Source organism: Westiellopsis prolifica IICB1 (assembly GCF_004323185.1).
GTDB classification, from domain to species: Bacteria; Cyanobacteriota; Cyanobacteriia; order Cyanobacteriales; family Nostocaceae; genus Pelatocladus; species Pelatocladus prolificus_A.
The window spans coordinates 91,869-112,029 of the sequence record NZ_NAPS01000001.1; the positions used below are offsets into that span (position 1 = coordinate 91,869).

Genomic DNA, 20,161 nt, shown 5'->3' on the forward strand with positions numbered 1-20,161 from the left:
TACCAGCTATTTTAAATAAATCAACAAATTCAATCCTGGAATGGTGCGAGATAATGTCCACAACAGGAGGGTGATGTAAAGTATTCCCAGGCTCCACTGATACCAAGCTAATGTGGAGATGATACCGGGGAGGTGTTTGTCTCGTAAGCGAACGTCGTTAAAACCTAATCTGAGCAGATTGTTGAGACTAAAGTCGTAGTAGTTCAGCCAATTCCAATGACGATCCCATAATAATGGCATGTAGCGATCGCGAAATACTTCATACCTGGGAATCACGGGTAAGCGTCCAATTAATAATCTTAACTGTCGCATACTTCCGTCTTCTGTGAAGTAGGAAGTGTCCATTAAGTCGTGATAGCGTCCTTGTTGATATAATCGCAATAATAAAATTACTGGTACGGGAACAATAATGATTACAAGACACGCGAGTGTCAACCAGGGTTGTTCAGCGCTGCGAAGAATCGCTAATAGTCCCAACAATGTTAAAACACTAAAACTTGTCAACATCCATATACTTTCGTCAATTGTGGGAATAATCACGTTAGGATACAGACGACGCAGCCGATCTATCAACCAGAATAATAAACCAAAATAGGCGATCGCAATTGTTCCGACGCCAAAGACTAAACGAAAATCTGTACCATAACCAGAAAGTAGTAGTAGTAAACTTAATGTCAGCCAATTCCAAGCTAATAGTAACCACCCACCCAAAAACAATGGTTCCCCAACTACTATTTGTGAACTGAGTTTGGAGTAGGTTTCTAAATCAATATCAGCAAGGGTAAGTAATTCACTGATATTACGAAACGGTTTAGTTAATCGACGATGGGCGATCGCTTCTGCTTGAGTTGGAGAGAAACCTATTTTAATTAAACTAGTTTGCGAAGCATCATTAATATTGATCGTAAGCAAACGACGAGTTAATTCTGCTAGTCTAAGTTGCTGTTTTGTATATTCGATTTGATTCGCATCAGCAATTTGCTGTAACTGGCGGAAATTTTGTCCTAAATTCCGCAAAACGTTTTGATTTCCTTGCAGTGTATTGACAAATAACTTCTCACCAATTTGACCAGAATTACCTAATATTTTGGCTTGATTTGAGTTAAAAGTTAGTCCAGATACATTTAAAAAAGCAGTTTTCGTAAAGCCAGAATCACTAAAGTCAGCTTGGTTGAGAATGCTAGCACCCCGCAGATTCACAGGTTGATTAAACTGTGCTTCTCGAAAAGTTACGGCTTGTTCAAAAGTCACTTCTGTTAAGAATAGAAACTGGTTGAAAATAGCTTTGGTAAACTGTGCCGAATTAATAAAACGTACCCCAGAAAAATCTATATTATTTTGCCATTGAACACGATTAAATTTAGCCAATTGTTTAAAATTGGCTTGATTAAAATTGGCGGTATCCTCAAAAAAGCTTTCTTGAAAAAATGCGTTTTCCTGAAACTGCGTTTGCTTAAAATTAGCTTTCTCAAAGAATATACTATTTTGCCATTGACTTTCCCGTCGAAAAGTCGCATTGTTAAAGCTAGTAGAACGACTGAAACGTGTTTCTTGCCAATTGGCTAATTGGTTAAAAATAGCACCTTGAGCATTGACAGATTGCAGAAAAAATGTATTATTAAACTGGACTGTACCAGTAAAATGGGTTTTTTCTAAAACCAGCGAACCACGAAAAACACTGATTTCGCTGGATGCTGTAGCTGGAGTTGCTAAAAGCGATCGACAATCTTTAGAACTTGGTAAAGCAACAGTCAGTGATTGTAAGCAAACCTCTCGTAGACGTTCGAGTTGTTCTTGTTCAGCAGCAGTGAAAATTGGTGCGATCGCCTGCGCGTAAAGAGGAGTTCTTAAACCCAAATCACTACCAACAAAATCTCCTTGAATCAAAGAATTACTCAAGTCTAATCCCAAGGGTTTAGAACCAGTTTTTTGTAATTCTTTTCGCAGCAATTGGTAAAAAGCATCCCGAAAAGCTGCGTTCTCTGATCGCAAATCAATCACCATCTGTCGTAAATCTATTGAAAAATTACCTTCACGGACAATTGGTGTACGCAATCTTTCCTGTAACAGTTCCAAAGTTAAAGATGTGCGTTCTGTTTGTGCAAAAGCGGTTTGGGGAAATGAAAACAGCAACAGCGTCAACAAACTAATTAAAGCAATGCAAAATTTAGGTAAAGGGAACGGGGAACAGGTAATGGGGAACAGTAATCCATGCTTAAAAGTGTAGGATGGAAACAGAGATCCCTTGCTTTTCAGGTGATAACTTCTAAAAACAAATTTTCCTTTCTGACTGGACTTTAAACTCAGAACTGAAGTGTTTTTTTGCTGTTCTCTGTTCCCCATTCCCTGTTCCCTGTTCCCTCGATTTTTTTATTCACCACAACTTCACTTGCTGTCTCAATTCTTCCATATTTAAATGATCACTTGCAAAAGCTTTTCGTAAAAGTGGATGGGGAATAAACTTGTCATACTTTTGAATTTCTGGTGCTTCCGCATCACTCAATAAATTCTCAGTCGTAATTCTTTGCTCACATAAAGAAATAATTTCTGGGTATAGAGAATTAACCTTTGTTTTGTCTAATTTAACAATCAGATAATACGGATTCACACCACCAATACTTTTAATTCCCAGAGATTCACGACAAAACATATTCAGCAATCTTTCCAAAGTTCGGTAAGCGAGCGTACCCATCCAAGGAAAAATGCAACACTTATCTTTAGCCAAAAGTAAAATATTTTTTTGATCTAAACCAGAACTACGTGTGAGTTTGCGAACCAATCGTAAACGTTGAATCGCATTAGTTTGTAAATAAGGATATTCAATATCTTCAACTAAAACTTGTCGCATTCTTTGGAGAATCCGTGTATGAATCATACCACCGCCACCCCGCCAAAAAATACTTGCTTGACCTTCAACCTGTTTGACTAAAATAATCTTCTTTTTAAAATCAACTTCTACAACTTCCCAACTTCTCCCAGCCAAAGCAAACTGATTACCTACAGGTGGCGGCATAGATATACTACCAATTTCTGTAGATCCTTGCTTCACAGCAAATTCTTCATTATCTGGGAAGACAGCATAAAATTGAAACTTACCCACCACCCTTTCACCAGTCAAACCTAAAATCAGTTTACCTTGCTCAGTCAATTGCAGATGATCAATATCAATTAAATAGCGCAATAACAACTTAAAATCATCTTTATAAACAGCAGCAAACACAGGTAAACCCAAAACTTTTTGAGCAAGAACCGCTGGCGAAATTTCCCCAACTGCCATTAAAATACTCATAGTTTGGTGATACAACAAACTGAATGGATATCTCAAAGGCTTAATCGGTTCAATCCATTTTTCCTCCAAATAAAGTTGAATAATCGCAATACACTGCAACAATTGCCAAGGAATTTGTTCCGGTAGAAGTGCCTCTAATAATACCTCCTCTTCAGCACAAACAAAGCGCATATCAGCAGCTTCACCTCTTCTACCTGTACGTCCCAAACGTTGTAAAAAACTCGCTACAGAAAGCGGTGCTTCCAACTGAATCACCCGCTCAAGATAACCAATATCAATACCTAATTCTAAAGTCAAAGTTGCAGCAGTCACCGCAGGTCGATTAGCTTCCCGCATCGCACTTTCTGCAACTTGGCGCAAACTAGCAGATATACTACCATGATGTACATAATATATATCCACTTCCCCTTCCTGAGCCGCAATCTTTCGCAAACTTCCAATCACCGCTTCAGTGTGTGATTTATTATTAGCAAAAATCAAACACTTACGATTCTTACTCAAATTAAAAATATACCTCTCATAACCACTAACACCCCAATCATATTTTCTCCCTTCTCTCCTCTCTGCGTCCTCTGCGTCTCTGCGGTTCTTTTCTCTCAAAAACTCCTGATCATCACCAACCCAAAAATGCTCCAAAGCCAACCTAACCTGCCTACTTACACCCTCAATCTTCGGCGTAATAACTAACTTCTTACTCCCAGAAGATAACCACTCCTCAGCCAACCCATAATCACCAAGAGTCGCCGACAAACCAATTCTTCGGGGTTGCTTGTGCGTCAAATCTTCCAACCGAGCCAATTGACAAAGAATCTGACAACCCCTTTCCGTACCCATAAAAGCATGAATTTCATCAATCACAACAAATCGCAAATCACCAAACAAACGCATCAGATCATCATATTTATTAATTAATAAACTTTCCAAAGATTCCGGTGTAATTTGTAAAATCCCTAAAGGCTTTTTAAGCAGTTGCTTTTTATGACTTTGAGAAACATCACCGTGCCAATACCAAACCGGAATATCTGCTTCTTTGAGTAAGCCATTCAAACGTTCAAATTGATCATTAATTAAAGCTTTAATTGGTCCAATATATAATACACCAATCGTACTCGCAGGGTTTTCATGTAATAAAGTTAAAACTGGTAAAAACGCAGCTTCTGTTTTTCCAGCAGCTGTAGCAGCAGCAATTAATAAATGAGCATCCGTATCAAAAATCGCTTGACATGCTGCGATTTGAACCGGACGTAATTCCGTCCAGTTGTGATTGTAAATATATTCTTGAATAAAAGGTGCAAGCCGGGAAAAGATGCGTAGATTTTGCTCATCTACGTGTATTTGCTTTGACATTGATAAAAATTTTCAGACTCAAAATTTCTACCAATAATAATGGGCGGACGAAACATCCGCCCCACTCATTAATAAAGCTTATTTAGCTTTAGACACTTACTAAGGACAATTAATACTAGAATCTAGCTGTGCTTTTGCAGTTTTAACTTTTGCAGATGCTTGCTGAATAGAAGTTGCAGCAGAAGCAAGAGTTTGTCTGTTAGAAAGACTATTAACCGTCTTGTCAAGGTTATTGTAGGCTTGATTAAGATTGTCTATTCTGGCTTCCTTTACCCTCTTAGCTGATTCCCTAACATTTGCGATCGCCTGATCAACTGCTCTATCAGCTGCTCTGAGATCTCCAACTGTGGAAGCAGGAGTTAAATTTGACATTTGATTAACAGCCTGTTCCAATTTAGCTAAATTTCCACAAAATTCAGCAGTTGCATTCTGAGTAGAAGTTGGCTGACAAGCTACCAAGGTCAAAAAAGGAAAAGCCACCAAGACAGTAATTGCTTTTTTCATGTTTAATATCTCATCACTTTTTGATTACCTAAATTATTCGTTTAGGTAGTTTTGATAGACATGGAATTCTGCAATTTAAAAGCGAAATAACATGATGTTACAAGGGTATTTAATTTACCCTATGTGGAAGAAGCAATTTACCTCAATCTGGTTTGATTATCTTCAAACAATATCCTAAAAAAAATTAAATTCCTATTATGAACAATCAATCATCTTCTTTGCTAGTTAAAGATATCGGCGAACAAGGACTTTTACAAATTTTGCAGCGTTTCTGTCCCGCAGAAATTATTGGAGACGATGCAGCAGTTATTGCTACTGAACCAGAGCAATCTGTAGTAGTTACTACCGATGTTTTAGTTGATAAAATTCACTTTAGTGAGATTACGACTTCCGCAGAAGATGTTGGTTGGCGCGCTGCTGCTGCTAATTTATCAGATCTTGCAGCAATGGGTGCTTCGACCTTGGGAATTACTGTGGGATTAGGACTACCCGGTGATGTTGCTGTCAGTTGGGTAGAACAAATGTATGGAGGTATGACACAATGCTTACAACAATACAATACTCCGATTGTGGGTGGTGATGTTGTGCGATCGCCAGTAATTACCGTAGCCATTACCGCTTTTGGTCAAGCTTACCCCCAACGAATTATCCGTCGCAACCAAGCTCAAATAGGAGATGCAATTGTTGTCACTGGTGTTCACGGTGCATCCCAGGCTGGCTTAGAACTGCTCTTACATCCCGAAAAGGCAAAAAACCTCAGCCAAGAGAAAACAGAGGCTCTAATCCGCGCTCACCAACGTCCAAAACCCCGATTAGATGTCTTACCCATCCTTTGGCAAATTCTTGACTCTTCCCAATTTGCGATCGCCGGAATGGATAGCAGCGATGGTTTAGCAGATGCAATAGTACAAATTTGCCGTGCTAGTAAAGTTGGTGCTGTTATAGAACGTACACAAATACCTATTCCACAAGTATTTGATCACTGGTTGACCAAAGAACAAGCTCTACAGTATAGCCTCTACGGTGGGGAAGATTTTGAATTAGTCTTGTGTTTACCCAAACAGCCAGCATATAAATTAGTACACATACTTGGTCAAGGTGCTGCTGTTGTCGGAGAAATTACAGATACTTCAACCGTAATCCTACAAGACCAAAAAAAAGAATTCCCCGACCAAGTTTTGACTCTCAGTCAGGGGTTTCAGCATTTTAGTCAATAGTCAATAGTCAATAGTCATTGGTACAGATGCGATATTCCTCGCGTCTGTACAATAGTCAATACTCCAGAGTCGAGAGTCCATAGTTGACAGTTTTGACCATTGACCATTGACCATTGATTATTACTTCCACTTCACAGCTACTAATTCTGCCAGGTCGAGAACGCGCTGGCTGTAACCCCATTCGTTGTCGTACCACGCCATAACTTTCACCATGTCACCGCCCATAACCAGTGTTAAGCTGGCATCAATAATGGAAGAAGCATCAGTACCTTGATAGTCAGAGGATACCAATTGTAGTTCACTGTAGTCTAAAATGCCTTTTAGCTCATTTTCAGAGGCACTCTTGAGAGCTGCGTTGACTTCTTCCGCAATTGTTGGCTTTTCAACTTGTATGACAAAATCCACCATTGAAACATTGGGGGTAGGTACACGCAATGCTACACCATTCAGCTTGCCTTTGAGATCTGGCAGTACCAACGCTACAGCTTTTGCTGCACCGGTGGAAGTAGGCACAATGTTAATAGCCGCAGCACGCGCACGGCGGACATCACGGTGAGAAGCGTCTAGCAAGCGCTGATCACCTGTGTAGCTGTGGGTGGTGGTCATTGTACCTTTGATGATGCCGAATCTCTCATGTAACACTTTGGCAATCGGAGCCAAGCAGTTGGTGGTACAGCTAGCGTTACTGATTATGTGGTGTTTGTCGTGATCGTAATCGTGATGATTTACGCCAATTACGAAAGTACCATCTTCGTTTTTGCCAGGAGCAGTGATTAGAACCTTCTTGGCTCCAGCATTCACATGCTTCATAGCCCCTTCTTTAGCGGTGAATACCCCTGTAGCCTCGATAATTAGGTCAATTTCCCACTCTTTCCAGGGCAAGTTTTCTGGGTTGCGATCAGATACACATTTTACGGTCTTGCCGTTGGCGATAATCGAGTTATCATCAGCAGTAATATCAGCATTTTTTAACTTCCCTAGCATCGAGTCATATTTGAGCAAGTGAGCGTTGGTTCTAGGGTCTGAGGTGTCATTGATAGCAACCAAGTCAATATTGCTATTCTCTCTACCCAACCAACAGCGCATAAAATTACGACCGATGCGCCCGAAACCGTTGATAGCAACTCTAATCACAGCGTCTTGCCCTCTGTTATATATGCCTAATTAAATCTTATGGTTGACCCCGATCATATCGCAAAGGGGGGAGTATATATAACTATAAAATGTGAGATCCCAAAAAAAATTTTAAATTTTTTTTAATTATAGGGAACAGGGATCGGGGATTGGGGATCCCCAATCCCCTACTTCAAGCATAGAGATTGTGATCAGCTATGTAACTTCGGACTGATTCCGGGACTAGGTAACGAATTGATTGGCGATCGCGACGCAAGTTACGAATCATGCTTGAAGAAATTCCAACTATAGGGGTATGCAACAAGCGCCAATTTATGCTATAAATCTGCTTTGCTAGTTTTTGCTCCACCTCTTTGCAGATTAAATCAGTTTGAGTTACACATTCACTACCAACAAATCGAGGTGCAATTAACCAATCGCATAATTGTGCTAATTCCTGTGCGCGATACCACTGAGGTAACTTTTGAAAGGTATCTAGGCCAACAATCCAATACCAATGAGTCTTGGGATAAGCAGTGGCTAAATCAATCAGGGTATTGATGGCATAAGAAGTACCAGATTGCAATTGCTCAATCGGTGAAACGGCAAAGGCTGAATTGTCTGTTGTCGCTGCTTGCAGCATTGCTAAACGATGTTGGAATGAAGCCGCTTTTTTATGAGGAGGATCTGCTGATGGCACCCAAATAACTTTTTCTAGGGGTACTTGATTGAGAGCGGTTTCGGCTACGATGAGATGTCCCCAATGAACAGGATCAAATGTGCCACCAAAAATTGCGATTTTTGCATCCACTCTCTTTAATTTTGCTTAAGTCGATATTAAAGTGATTAACCATCAGCCCACTATTATAGCCAATTCCAGCAATGAAACAAAAATTATGTGTTTGAAAATACAGTTGTATATTTCCCGAAAGTGCAGAAATTTGCAGAATAAACATAATATTAGTTCATGAAGAGAAAAACTACTAACGAGGTTAAAATCATTCTGAAGTAATGTCATCTGAGCATCAAAATCAACCAATCATGAGTATGAGATTTATATAGAGGTAGTATCTTTAAAAAACAAAATCCTGTTATGATACGCGTGTTATTTGTGATGATGGTGTGGTGTGGTGTTAGAGGAGTAATAGATGAATAATTGTGTAGACTTTAGCGGTAGACCATTTCATTTTATTGGGATTGGTGGCATAGGTATGTCTGCTCTGGCATATGTGCTAGCCAAACGACAATTGCCAGTTTCTGGTTCGGATCTTCGCCCAAATCACATAACTTGTAAATTGGAATCTCTCGGCGCTCATATTTTTGCCAAGCAAGAAGCAAGCAATTTGGAATTCTTTCGTCCAAAAGAGAATGAAAATCAAGTAGTCTTAAATACTAAAAATCATGTGTCAACTGATAAAGTGGCACAATTACCACAAGTAATTTGTTCAACAGCAATAAATACTAATAATCTGGAATATAAAGCAGCATTAGAATTAGGCTGCCCAATTTTCCATCGTTCAGATGTATTGGCAAATTTAATTTCTGAATATGACAGCATTGCAGTTGCTGGAACTCATGGCAAAACCACCACTAGTAGCATGATTGGATATATGTTACTGGAAGCGGGTCTTGACCCCACAATCTTAATTGGTGGTGAAGTTAATGCTTGGGAAGGTAACGCTAGATTAGGGCAAAGTCGCTATTTGGTAGCAGAAGCAGATGAATCAGATGGTTCATTAGTCAAACATGCCCCAAAAATCGGTGTAATCACGAATATTGAACTAGACCATCCTGACCACTATGACAATTTAGAAGAAGTAGTGGAGATTTTCCATACCTTTGCTAAAAGTTGTCAGACTCTAGTGGCTAGCATTGATTGTGCAACAGTGCGCGATCGCTTTCAACCAACAATAAGTTATAGCTTATATTCAGACACAGGTGCAGATTATACCGTTACAAATATAGATTATCGTGCTGATGGCACTACCGCTTTAGTTTGGGAGCGGGGCAAAGCCTTGGGTGTGTTAAAGTTACGTTTACTCGGTCGCCACAACCTCAGCAATGCTCTGGCAGCAGTGGCCGTTGGTCGCGTTTTGGGATTAGAATTTGGTGAAATCGGCAAGGGTCTTGCAACTTTTGAAGGTGCAAGACGCCGCTTTGAATTTCGGGGTGAAGCTCATGGTATCACATTTATTGATGACTATGCTCATCATCCCAGCGAAATTCGTGCAACTTTAGCAGCTGCACGTCTACAAGCAAGACCAGGACAAAGGGTCGTCGCCATCTTCCAACCCCATCGCTACAGCCGTACACTGGCATTTTTAGAAGAATTTGCCGAATCTTTTACCCATGCTGATGTAGTTATACTGACTGACATTTACAGCGCCGGAGAAGTCAACTTAGGACAGGTAAGTGGAGAACAACTAGCACAGGAAGTTGCAAAGCATCATCCACAAGTTAAGTATCAAGCAAACCTCAGTTCTATGTGTGATTTCTTACAGCAAACACTACGTTCTGGAGACTTAGCGTTGTTTTTAGGAGCTGGAAATTTAAATCAGGTAATTCCGGAGGTAATTGCTACACTTCGTCAGCCAGCTACAGCAACATCCTAAAAGTTTCACTAACTAGTTTCCCTATCTGGCATAGTGTCAGTTTTGTAAATTTCTTTAAATTGCATCAACAAATAACCGTGTTCCTACGGTGGATAAACATCAAAATAAAACAGATTCTGGTAAATATGGTAATTTCCCAGGCAGCTGTAGATGTCTGCACAAATTCTGGTGTGACTGTAAATAAACAACAAACGACAAATTCCGATATTAAGGAAATTCCTTTACTTGGTACTGACTGCGCGATCAAACCACAAGTTCCTCTGTCAGCATATACCTCTTACAGAGTAGGAGGGCCAGCAGAATGGTATGTTGCTCCACGTAACATTGAAGCAATGTATGCTAGTTTAAGGTATGCAAAAGAGGAAGGTTTGCGAGTAACAGTACTGGGAGCAGGTTCTAACTTGCTAGTAAGCGATCGCGGAATTCCAGGTTTAGTCATCGCTACTCGTCGCCTTCGTCAAACTCATTTTGATCTAGAAACCGGTCTATTAACTGTAGCTGCTGGCGAACCCATTCCCGGTTTGGCCATGGCAGTCGCAGAGCAAGGATGGCAGGGCTTAGAATGGTCTGTAGGTATCCCTGGAACCGTCGGTGGTGCTGTGGTGATGAATGCAGGAGCGCATAATAGCTGTATTGCAGATATCTTAGTTAGCGCTCAAGTACTTTCACCTGATGGCACTATTGAAACCGTGACTAGCGAGCAATTGGGTTATAGTTATCGTACTTCGATTTTACAAGGAAGCGATCGCATTGTTACCCAAGCCACATTCCGAATGCAACCCGGTGCTGATCCCGCCTTGGTAATTGCAACAACCAAGCAACACAAACAACACCGACTGACAACCCAACCCTACGACAAACCTAGTTGCGGTAGCGTCTTCCGCAACCCCAAACCCTATTCCGCAGGCTGGTTAATTGAACAAACGGGTTTAAAAGGCTTCCAAATTGGTAACGCACAAGTAGCACAACGCCACGCTAATTTTATCGTCAACTGCGGTGGTGCGAGTGCGTGGGATATTTTCAATCTCATTCGTCATGTGCAGTATCAAGTACAGGATCGCTGGTCAATTTTATTAGAACCAGAAGTTAAGATGTTGGGAGAATTCCCAGCAGTTTGTTGATTTGATAATTGTGATTTATATTCATGACTGTGAGCGTCAGCTTCTAGCTGGCGCTTTTGGTTGGTAGATAGTTTGTACAATCAGAGCAAAGCCAGTGGTTGAGATTAGACCAATCCAGCAACATCAAATCGAACAAGCCAAGCAAATAGTTATGGGAGTTTCCCTAGAAATTTGGCAAGGTGTACTGACCGAAGCAGATTTGAGGCGAATTGATTCCATGTCTGATATCGAGAATGTGCAGTCACACTATTTTGACAATGGCGGTACGTTCTTGGTTTTGGTTGATGATGAACAAGTTGTAGGGACTGGGGCGATTCGACGACTCGATGATGAAATCTGTGAACTCAAGCGAATGTGGTTTCTCAAAGAGTATCGAGGACAGGGTTTCGGCTGGAAAATGGCTCAAACGCTCTTCGATTTTGCACGGCAAGCAGGGTATCACAAAGCCAGACTTGACCTAGCTAACGAAGAGCGACAATCACAAGCACTCAAACTTTACAGCAAACTTGGTTTTTACTCGATTGAACGGTATAATGATAGTCCATGTACTGTGTTCATGGAGAAAGTTTTATAAGCACTTAAGTGCTTACTACGAAATATTTCCCTATCTATCCGCATGAACATAGTCCACAAAGTAAAATTTAGGACTAAGCCAGAATTTTAACCAAGCATAAGCTGCAAGTCCAAGTAGGGCTGTGATTACCAGAGGTAAGCCAAGTTGAACTCGAAGTGCATCGGGAAGAACAGCAACTCCAGCAACAGTAATCGCAAAGTATGCTAAAAGTGCTATTTGTAAGCGTTGCACAACTTTCAGCGCACCCCGACAGCTACTACAATGCTGCGTGTGTTGTTTGTAACGATCCAAAACTTGTTCGCGATTTTCATTGATATTCCTGATTTCTGGAACACTTATTCCCACTTCACTCCAGGGTAACTGTCCATGACAATACTTATCAAACCACCCCCTATACTCAATCACTAAACGGTCAGCACTGGTAGGTAGTTTATAGGCAGTTTTCCAGCTTTGTGACGATTCTGTCTGTTGGAGAAAATACTCTTGCTGTTGTAGAAGCACCATATCTCCATCAAGAACTTCATTACGTTCGCTAATGTGATTCCACCAACGGGGTATGAAACGACGAGCTGTATTGGCAAAGTTACGAGGAAACTGAGCCACAATCCGAGATTTACCAGGAGATACTGGTACACAATAAGTTACAAGTCCAATCTGCTTTCCAGCGTCGCCAAACTTGATTGCATATTCCAACCGACAAGGTGGTTCAAAAGTAATTGTTGTTTGGTATCGTCCGATAGTACCTGCTTCAATCAAATTTGCTGTTGATTGCAGAATTTCAATTGGTATAGGTTTTGCTTGTGCGCGATCGCCTTGTACCCCATGATGAGCAAAAGGAACATGACTAGGATCTGCGACGTTTTCTACTAGGATTTCCCAGTCATATTCTAAGTCACGTACAAAAGAAGACCAAACAAAACCTTTGGTTGCATCGACTTGCGGTGACACAGGTAAAGCTGTAGTCGCCGCGAGATCCGCTGATTTAACATCAGGCCACACCCAAAGTAGATCCTGTGCTTGGCGAACTGGTAAGGTAATTGCACACAGATTTTCTTTATTCTTACTCACAAGTTCTGGATTTTCTGCTTGGGGAATGTGAGTACAAATTCCTTGCTGATCAAATTGCCATCCATGATAACTACACATCAAATTACCTGTTTTCTCGTCAATCCGTCCCTCACTTAAGGGTGCAAGGCGATGGGGACATTTATCCAAAAATACGCGATAGTTCTGATCTGACTTAGGTTTCCAAATGACTAAGCGCAGTCCCAAAAGTGTAACTGGTGTTGGTCTTTTGGGGTCTAGGTCTTCAACGGGTGAAATGGGATACCAGTGCTGAAAAAAGTTGAATTCTGATTGCATTATGTAGTTACAGTGATGGGTATTTCAAGAGTCTCCTTTTTGTATTTTGACCATAAATTGGAAGATACAGCAAATAATAGCCTAGCTGATCTTGGAAGGTAAGTGTAACTTTTGAGCTAGTAGCGTGCTTTAGCAACAGCGTAACGAACGTACAACTTTGGTTATAGCTAAATATTAAACTGCTGCCGTTGATACAGCGACCAATACAAACCTTTTTGCTGCAATAGATCTGTATGTGTCCCGCGTTCGATCAAAACTCCTTTTTCTAACACCAAAATTAAATCAGCACGTTTTAAAGGTGCAAAGCGGTGAGCAATTAAAAATACAGTCCGTCCTTGGGAAACTGTTTGCAAGTTTTGCAGTACCTGTTGTTCGGTTTCACTATCTAGGGCGCTGGTAGCTTCGTCTAATATCAAAATAGGCGCTTGGGAAAGAAACAACCGCGCTAGGGCTATACGTTGGCGTTGTCCCCCAGATAAAGCTGTACCCCGTTCGCCAACATTGGTTTCGTAACCATGGGGTAACTCACTAATAAAGTCATGGGCAACAGCAAGTCTAGCAGCTTCTACTACTTGTTCTGCGGTAATTTCTGGATTCCCCAGGGTGATGTTATCTAAAATCGAACCGTTGAATAAAAAGTCTTCTTGCAAAACAACGCTAATCTGTTGACGCAAGGAAGTTAAGTCAGCGCTTTTAATATCAAAACCGTCAATGAGAATGCGTCCTGATTCGATTTGATAGAGACGTTGCAAAAGTTTAGAAAGGGTACTCTTACCAGAACCACTGCGTCCGACAATACCAACAAATTGCCCTGGCTGCACGTTAAAAGAAATACCCCGTAGCACAGGTTCAGTATTTTGGCGGTAGCGGAAAAATACTTGATCAAAAGCGACTTGGCCTTTCAGGGGTGGTAAAACTAAACCTGTACCTGGTTCTGCTTCTGGGGCGACGTTGAGAATATCGCCAATTCTGTCTACGGAAAGCAGAACTTGTTGCAGATTTTGCCACAGTTGTACTAATCTTAACAATGGGCCAGTCACTCTACCAGAAAGCATTTGAAAAGCGACAAGTTGACCAACTGTAAGTTTGTTTTCAATGACTAACTTAGCACCAAACCAGAGAATGAGTAGGCTAGAGAAATTAGTCAGGAAGTCACCGATATTGCTGCTGATATTAGAAGTGGTGGAAGCTTTAAAACCTGTGCGGATAAAACGAGCAAATAAACCTTCCCAACGATCGCGTGCTACTGCTTCGGCTGCATGGGCTTTCACTGAATGAATTCCTGTGACTGTCTCTACCAAAAATGACTGGCTATCAGCACTGCGGTTAAAGGTTTCGTTGAGCCAGTTACGAAGAATTGGTGTAGCTACTAGTGTCAGAATCGCAAATAAAGGTAGTACCGCCAACGCCGTGAAGGTGAGGGGAATGCTGTAGTAGAACATCAATACCAGATATACCACAGCAAAAACGCTGTCTAACACCACAGTCAAAGCTGTACCAGTGAGAAACTGACGAATTTGTTCCAGTTCCTGCACCCGTGCAACTGTGTCTCCTACCCGGCGTGATTCAAAGTAAGCTAAAGGTAAGCGCATCAAGTGGCGAAATAGCTGGGCGGACAAACTTAAATCTAAGCGTCGGGCGGTGTGAGTAAAGACAAATAGCCGTAGAATACCAAGTGTAGCCTCAAAAATTGCCACTAATAACAATGCGATCGCCATGACATCAAGAGTAGCCAAACTCTCTTGTACCATGACTTTATCGATTACAACTTGGGTAATCAGTGGCGTTGCTAACCCCAGCATTTGTAACGTCAACGACGCCAGCAACACTTCCCCTAATAGTCCCCGATATTGCCAGACAGCCGGTAAAAACCAATTAAGGTTAAATTTTTCCTGCTTTTGAATTAACTCTACTTGCCACAGTTGCCCATTCCAATACTCTTCTACCAATGACTGTGACAAAATTTCACAAGTGCGATCGCCATTGAGAGGATTGGCTATGAGTAAGCGATCGCCCCTCACAGCATAAACTACCACCCAGTTACCTTCAGCTTCCGGTGATTCACCCCACTGCAATAAAGCCGGAAATGACAACTGTTGCAAATCCATCCAACTCACTTGCAATCTTCGCAGTACAAAGCCTAACTTTTCTCCTGCTTCTACAACATGTTTTGGCTGCTGTCCTCTGACTTGGCGTTGTACCCATTCCAACTTCACAGGTTGATCTAACTGTTGCGCCACCATTGTTAAACAAGCAGCAGCCGTATTCCGACTAGCAACAAACGGGTAAGTTTGCTGGGAGGTGTGGGGAGTAATGTAGAGACGCGATTCATCGCGTCTGGGGGTCTGGGGAGTGTGGGGGGAGTAAGAGAAGTCCCCCTTGTCCCCCCTGTCCCCCTCGTCCCCCCTATCTCCTTCCCAAAATTCCTCAATTTGTGGTGTGGAAATTTCTGCCCATACTTTTACAGGCCAACGTACAACTACTACATCTTTGCTAGCAGCTACAGCTTTGCATTCGAGCGGTAATTTCTGCAAGCTACCAAACCAATCACCTGTCGTTAAAGTTGCTAGTGGTTTACCAACTCCTTCCTCCCGCAGGCGGACTTTACCACTGACAATCAAAAACTGATAACCTACTCCATCTTTTGGCCAGATTCTTTTTCCTAAACCGAAGCGTAGAGTTTCTGACTTTTGTTGCAATAGGGTTTGCTGTTGTGAACTTAACCAACATAGCGGTGCTTGTGTCCAAGGTAGAGAGGCTAGCACCCTTGTATGTGAAGACTCATCATCTATCAGGTTTAATTCACTTGCAGTTTTACCGTTAGCTTCTGAATTTTCTCTGCTAGCCATTTCTCAAACAACTCATTCTGTAGTGCTTGCTTTAGTTGAGTATCTTCCAACGAAGCTGGCAAAATTTGTTCTAGACGAAACAAACCATAACGTTCTTCCAGCTCAATTGGCCCTACTATTTCCATTGGGCTTGCCACGTCTATTGCTGCTCTGAGTGTATCAGGCAATGTTCCTCGACTGACTGGACCCATCATGCCGTTGACGATTCGATCATCTGTAAGCGAATATTCTCTAGCTAATGCTTCAAAGCTAGCTCCTTCCTCTATTTGGGCTTGTAATTCCTCGGCTAATTCCCGGTTGTCTATAATAATTCGCGAAATTACCACCCGATCCAGGAAAATTTTCCTTTCGATGAAATATTCTGGCAGTTTGGGTTCTGTGATCACTGCTTTGAGTTTTTCTAACTTGAAGCCCAGAGCAACACTAGAGTGGAAAGAATCATAATCTTTACCATTATTTTGTAGCCATTCTTGAAAACTTTTTGGATCTGTTAGTTGATTTTTCAATCGAAAATCAATAATTGCCTGTTCAGTGAGAGCCGGACTAATAGCTATATCTTCACGAGTTTCTAATTCTTTTTCTATTACATATTGACGTAGAATATCCCCAATAAATTGTCCTAGTTTTCCAGAGTTTTGCAAATATTTTACTACTTGTCCAAACGAAATTTGTTGCTCATTAACAGTTAAAAAGGAAGAAGATTCCATAGGATAAATACGTAGATCTACGAAGAAGAGTAATTATACATTTTCCCCTCAGAGGAAATTCGTAATTGAATTGACATTCTTATGCCAACTTTATATTGCCATGGTAAGACTTACAAGACAGAGTGGCAACTCTATCTTGTAAATTATTCGTAAAAATATCTACCTAGTATCGGAAAATAATTAGGACAGTATCGCACAAACAACTAGAGTGTTTTAGGAAAAATAACTACGCATTCAAAATTTCCGGAAAATGCCACGTGATTATAATTACAATTTCCTTGGTTTTGTGGATCGACATTATGCAATTGTAATTGCCCAAAACCAAGCCAAAAAAATCGCTGCGATCGCACCGATCAATGTATTTAAAATATTCACTAATTCATTAGTTAACCAAGTGTATTTTGATTGCAATGTTGCTCCAATGACGCTTTCTATATTTGTGGCAATAAATGCAGCTACTACACACCAAACTACACTCAAAGGTTGAACTAAACCAATAACCCAACCCACAAAGGCGATCGCCACTGAGGCCACCACACCAGCCAAAGTTCCTTCTAAACTGACTGCTCCTTCAGTTCCACGGGGAACTGGTTGTAAAGTAGTAATCAAGAAAGTACTCTTGCCATAAGCTTTCCCCACTTCACTTGCACAGGTATCAGATAGCTTTGTACTAAAACTTGCGACATAACCCAGAAGTAGTAGGGAGCGAGGATCAGGGATCAGGGATTGGGTAACGCCAAAGACTTCCAAGTCTAGCATCCCTACTCCCAAAGCGCACAGTGTTCCAATTAAAGCTGAACCCCAGACATTTTCTGGGCCTCTTGCACCAGAACGCTTTTCCGCAATACCTTCAGCTTCCTTCTGGGCCATCCCAATACGCGTGACAAAAGAACCAACTAAAAAATAGAACATCACAATTGTGTATCCTTGCCAACCTAATGTTCCCCAAGTCAGGACACCAAGTAACCCAGCATGGAAGTAACCAGCAGGAGTAAGCAGCTTTTTAGGAGCAATCCAAGCTACAACCAACAGCATAGAATTTAATGCTGCTCCCACAACCCAGGGATTTACAGAGTTAATTAAAGAAAACATTGTTTCTGCGTTTGGGTATTTTATTCAAATCACCAACAGAATATCGAATTTCCGCTACACTCCCAAACCCCCATAAACTTGTAACCCAGTGAAATCACGCAGCTATTTTTTGAAGTTTTGGTAAATTTTTGATGCTTATTCATTAAAGTAATGCATATCAGCATTATTTTTTCCTGAGAGAAGCAGATGATGGATGGTAAGAAAATTATCTTGTAGTTTGAAATACTAAGTTAAAAATGTCATCAGACCTTGCGGGCAATTCTCTAGATCAAGCTAGAAGTTTTACATTTACAAACAATTCTCACACGTTTAGTGATAAAGTCTCTCTGAAAGACCCTATCGATTGTTATAAATTCACACTTGACGGTAGGAGTAGTTTTCAACTTGACTTAACTAACTTAAGTGCCAATGCTGATGTGCAGTTGATTCAAGATGCAAATGGCAATGGTGTAGTAGACCAGGGAGAAGTGATTGCTGCTTCTAACCGTACTGGCAAAAAAGCTGAGTCAATCAACACGACCTTAGAAGCTGGTACTTATTACATTCAAGTCCATTCTGCGGGCAAAGCCAAAACCAAATATGAATTGAGCGTTTCGGCAATACCGATTGACAATGCAGGTAACACTCTAGATACTGCTTTGGATATCGGTGAAATCTCTGCTAATCCTCAAACTATTAGTTATACGGATTGGGTAGGTAAATCTGACAATTATGACTATTATAAGTTCAACATCAATAGTACTAGTGATGTTAATTTATCACTCAAAGATTTGGGTGCTGATGCAGATATGCGACTGTTAAATTGGCAGGGTGATATACTCGCTGGTTCTGCCAATATTGGGAATACTGATGAATTTATTACTAGTAGTTTGACAGCAGGAACATATTATATAGAAATTTATTCGTATAACGGTAATCAAACTTTTTACAATCTACATTTATCATTAACATCACCAGATTCTACAGCAGTAATTCAAACTTCAGATCAACTAAACTCGGTAGATGGTGGCAATACTACAGCTACAATACCGACAAATGCTAATAATCATCAAGGTACACTTAGGGCAGATACATTTATATATACACCGAATTCTACACAAACAGTCTTTTCTGGCAAAGGTAATGTTGACTTTGGTAGTGGAGGGCGAGACACACTAGATCTGTCTGCTTTTGTGTCTACACAAGTTTTATCATTTAATTATGCTAATAGTGTGAATGGTGGCGTGATTTACGATCCTGGTGATTCACCAGCCCGTGTGTTTGATGCGATCGCTTTCTCTGATGGTAGGCAAATTTTATTTGAGGGTATCGACACTATTAAGTTTGCAGATACTGTCATCAATTTATCAGTAACACCAAATGATCCGCTATTTAACCAACAATGGAACTTGCACATGATGGATGTGCAGAAAGCTTGGCGGTTCACCACAGGTTCAAATCAGGTATTAGTGGGAATTGAAGATACAGGACTAGCACTTGACGTTAATGGTAATCTTCACCCAGATTTACGATTCACCAATAGTATTAGTTCTAACTCTTTTGATGAGTATTCATCATCTTCTTCTCACGGAACTTTAGTCCAGGGAACGATCGCAGCGACTAGTAACAATAATCTTGGTATAGCTGGTATCAACTGGAATTCTCCCGTTATGCAGCTCGATGTTATTGGTGGTAATCCTGGCGACTATAGTTTAGCTGAGGCTACACAGACATTGATCAATTGGGCAGATAGTCAGAATAAGCCTTTAATAATTAACCTCAGCCTTTCTGGTGGTTACTCAGCAGCATTTGAAGAACTAATTGCTAACAACCAAAATGATGTCTTGTTCGTCATCGCTTCTGGTAACGGTAATCAAAATACCATTTCTAGTCCTGCGGATTTAGCTAAGAAATACCAAAATGTGATTGCGGTAGGCGCTTCTTGGGGAACTCAAGACTACTACGGTAATGCGAAAACACCAGGAACAAGAGTTGATTATCCTAGTCAAGGTATACAGTGGTGGGGTTCTAATTATGGAGATGGTTTAACTTTAGTAGCACCAACAGAGTTTACCTCTACCAATGCTAGCCGCAACACATCCGAACTCTTCTACAATAAATTAGACTACACAACCAATTTCAACGGCACTTCTGCCGCAACAGCAAATGTTACAGGAGTAGCATCATTAGTGTGGAGTGCTAATCCAAACTTAACAGCAACACAGATACGCTCAATTCTTTCAACCACTGCTTACGATCTTGGTACTCCCGGTTATGATACAGTCTACGGCTACGGCGTTGTCAACACTGACGCAGCTGTACGACGCGCACTGGCCATTTCTAGGGTTCAGACTACTACGGTTTAGTCGAGAGAAGGGACTTCCAAATAAAAAAA

The 20,161-nt window shown here is 41.0% G+C and carries 14 protein-coding genes; 5 read left to right on the forward strand and 9 right to left on the reverse strand.

Annotation, left to right across the window (positions count from 1 at the left end; all coding sequences use genetic code 11):
- Positions 1-6: 6 nt before the first annotated feature.
- The 3 genes from B4U84_RS00380 to B4U84_RS00390 form a co-directional block, all read right to left on the reverse strand.
- Positions 7-2,343 (reverse strand): pentapeptide repeat-containing protein, encoded by a 2,337-nt coding sequence (locus B4U84_RS00380; protein ID WP_242677501.1) that lies wholly within the window; start codon positions 2,341-2,343, stop codon positions 7-9.
- A gap of 31 nt (positions 2,344-2,374) precedes the next feature.
- On the reverse strand, positions 2,375-4,636 hold the full coding sequence (locus B4U84_RS00385; RefSeq protein ID WP_131114920.1) for a DEAD/DEAH box helicase: 2,262 nt from the start codon (positions 4,634-4,636) through the stop codon (positions 2,375-2,377).
- A 99-nt stretch (positions 4,637-4,735) separates the two neighbouring features.
- Complete coding sequence (locus B4U84_RS00390) at positions 4,736-5,140, reverse strand: hypothetical protein (RefSeq protein ID WP_131114922.1); 405 nt, start codon at positions 5,138-5,140, stop codon at positions 4,736-4,738.
- 197 nt (positions 5,141-5,337) lie between these two features.
- On the opposite strand from B4U84_RS00390, the gene thiL reads away from it, so the two are divergent.
- Positions 5,338-6,357 (forward strand): thiamine-phosphate kinase, encoded by a 1,020-nt coding sequence (gene thiL, locus B4U84_RS00395; RefSeq protein WP_131114924.1) that lies wholly within the window; start codon positions 5,338-5,340, stop codon positions 6,355-6,357.
- A 120-nt stretch (positions 6,358-6,477) separates the two neighbouring features.
- Here thiL and B4U84_RS00400 read toward each other — a convergent pair whose 3' ends face one another.
- Both B4U84_RS00400 and nadD read right to left on the reverse strand, forming a co-directional pair.
- A complete protein-coding gene (locus B4U84_RS00400; RefSeq protein ID WP_017312563.1) occupies positions 6,478-7,491 on the reverse strand; it encodes a type I glyceraldehyde-3-phosphate dehydrogenase in 1,014 nt (337 codons plus the stop codon).
- 172 nt (positions 7,492-7,663) lie between these two features.
- Entirely contained in the window at positions 7,664-8,281 is a 618-nt protein-coding gene (gene nadD / locus B4U84_RS00405) for a nicotinate (nicotinamide) nucleotide adenylyltransferase (RefSeq protein WP_017312561.1), read from the reverse strand.
- 337 nt (positions 8,282-8,618) lie between these two features.
- Between nadD and murC the strand changes: the two genes are divergently transcribed.
- From murC to B4U84_RS00420, 3 genes are all read left to right on the forward strand, one after another.
- A complete protein-coding gene (gene murC / locus B4U84_RS00410) occupies positions 8,619-10,082 on the forward strand; it encodes a UDP-N-acetylmuramate--L-alanine ligase (RefSeq protein WP_131114926.1) in 1,464 nt (487 codons plus the stop codon).
- A 125-nt stretch (positions 10,083-10,207) separates the two neighbouring features.
- Positions 10,208-11,203, forward strand: a complete 996-nt coding sequence (gene murB / locus B4U84_RS00415) for a UDP-N-acetylmuramate dehydrogenase (protein WP_017312559.1) — start codon at positions 10,208-10,210, stop codon at positions 11,201-11,203.
- Positions 11,204-11,297: 94 nt separating this feature from the next.
- Positions 11,298-11,777 (forward strand): GNAT family N-acetyltransferase, encoded by a 480-nt coding sequence (locus B4U84_RS00420; RefSeq protein ID WP_131114928.1) that lies wholly within the window; start codon positions 11,298-11,300, stop codon positions 11,775-11,777.
- 30 nt (positions 11,778-11,807) lie between these two features.
- On the opposite strand, the gene B4U84_RS00425 is transcribed toward B4U84_RS00420, so the two are convergent.
- From B4U84_RS00425 to B4U84_RS00440, 4 genes are all read right to left on the reverse strand, one after another.
- On the reverse strand, positions 11,808-13,139 hold the full coding sequence (locus B4U84_RS00425) for an aromatic ring-hydroxylating dioxygenase subunit alpha (RefSeq protein ID WP_131114930.1): 1,332 nt from the start codon (positions 13,137-13,139) through the stop codon (positions 11,808-11,810).
- Positions 13,140-13,306: 167 nt separating this feature from the next.
- Positions 13,307-15,988 carry a peptidase domain-containing ABC transporter gene (locus B4U84_RS00430; RefSeq protein ID WP_131114932.1) on the reverse strand — a complete coding sequence of 894 codons (2,682 nt, stop codon included), beginning with the start codon at positions 15,986-15,988 and terminating at the stop codon, positions 13,307-13,309.
- Positions 15,937-16,695 (reverse strand): peptidylprolyl isomerase, encoded by a 759-nt coding sequence (locus tag B4U84_RS00435; RefSeq protein WP_131114935.1) that lies wholly within the window; start codon positions 16,693-16,695, stop codon positions 15,937-15,939. The genes B4U84_RS00430 and B4U84_RS00435 overlap by 52 nt, the downstream gene beginning before the upstream one ends.
- 297 nt (positions 16,696-16,992) lie before the next feature.
- Positions 16,993-17,787 carry a TIGR00297 family protein gene (locus tag B4U84_RS00440; RefSeq protein ID WP_017312554.1) on the reverse strand — a complete coding sequence of 265 codons (795 nt, stop codon included), beginning with the start codon at positions 17,785-17,787 and terminating at the stop codon, positions 16,993-16,995.
- A 236-nt stretch (positions 17,788-18,023) separates the two neighbouring features.
- Between B4U84_RS00440 and B4U84_RS00445 the strand changes: the two genes are divergently transcribed.
- Positions 18,024-20,132 carry a S8 family serine peptidase gene (locus tag B4U84_RS00445; protein ID WP_131114937.1) on the forward strand — a complete coding sequence of 703 codons (2,109 nt, stop codon included), beginning with the start codon at positions 18,024-18,026 and terminating at the stop codon, positions 20,130-20,132.
- The last annotated feature ends 29 nt before the right edge of the window (positions 20,133-20,161 follow it).

Excerpts from the sequence above, each read along its gene's own strand:
- B4U84_RS00445 (WP_131114937.1), top strand. The coding sequence starts at position 18,024 with ATGTCATCAGACCTTGCGGGCAATTCTCTAGATCAAGCTAGAAGTTTT.
- B4U84_RS00385 (WP_131114920.1), bottom strand. The coding sequence starts at position 4,636 with ATGTCAAAGCAAATACACGTAGATGAGCAAAATCTACGCATCTTTTCC.
- murC (WP_131114926.1), top strand. The coding sequence starts at position 8,619 with ATGAATAATTGTGTAGACTTTAGCGGTAGACCATTTCATTTTATTGGG.
- B4U84_RS00435 (WP_131114935.1), bottom strand. The coding sequence starts at position 16,695 with ATGGAATCTTCTTCCTTTTTAACTGTTAATGAGCAACAAATTTCGTTT.
- murB (WP_017312559.1), top strand. The coding sequence starts at position 10,208 with ATGGTAATTTCCCAGGCAGCTGTAGATGTCTGCACAAATTCTGGTGTG.
- B4U84_RS00430 (WP_131114932.1), bottom strand. The coding sequence starts at position 15,988 with ATGGCTAGCAGAGAAAATTCAGAAGCTAACGGTAAAACTGCAAGTGAA.
- B4U84_RS00390 (WP_131114922.1), bottom strand. The coding sequence starts at position 5,140 with ATGAAAAAAGCAATTACTGTCTTGGTGGCTTTTCCTTTTTTGACCTTG.
- B4U84_RS00440 (WP_017312554.1), bottom strand. The coding sequence starts at position 17,787 with ATGTTTTCTTTAATTAACTCTGTAAATCCCTGGGTTGTGGGAGCAGCA.
- B4U84_RS00425 (WP_131114930.1), bottom strand. The coding sequence starts at position 13,139 with ATGCAATCAGAATTCAACTTTTTTCAGCACTGGTATCCCATTTCACCC.
- thiL (WP_131114924.1), top strand. The coding sequence starts at position 5,338 with ATGAACAATCAATCATCTTCTTTGCTAGTTAAAGATATCGGCGAACAA.
- B4U84_RS00380 (WP_242677501.1), bottom strand. The coding sequence starts at position 2,343 with ATGGGGAACAGAGAACAGCAAAAAAACACTTCAGTTCTGAGTTTAAAG.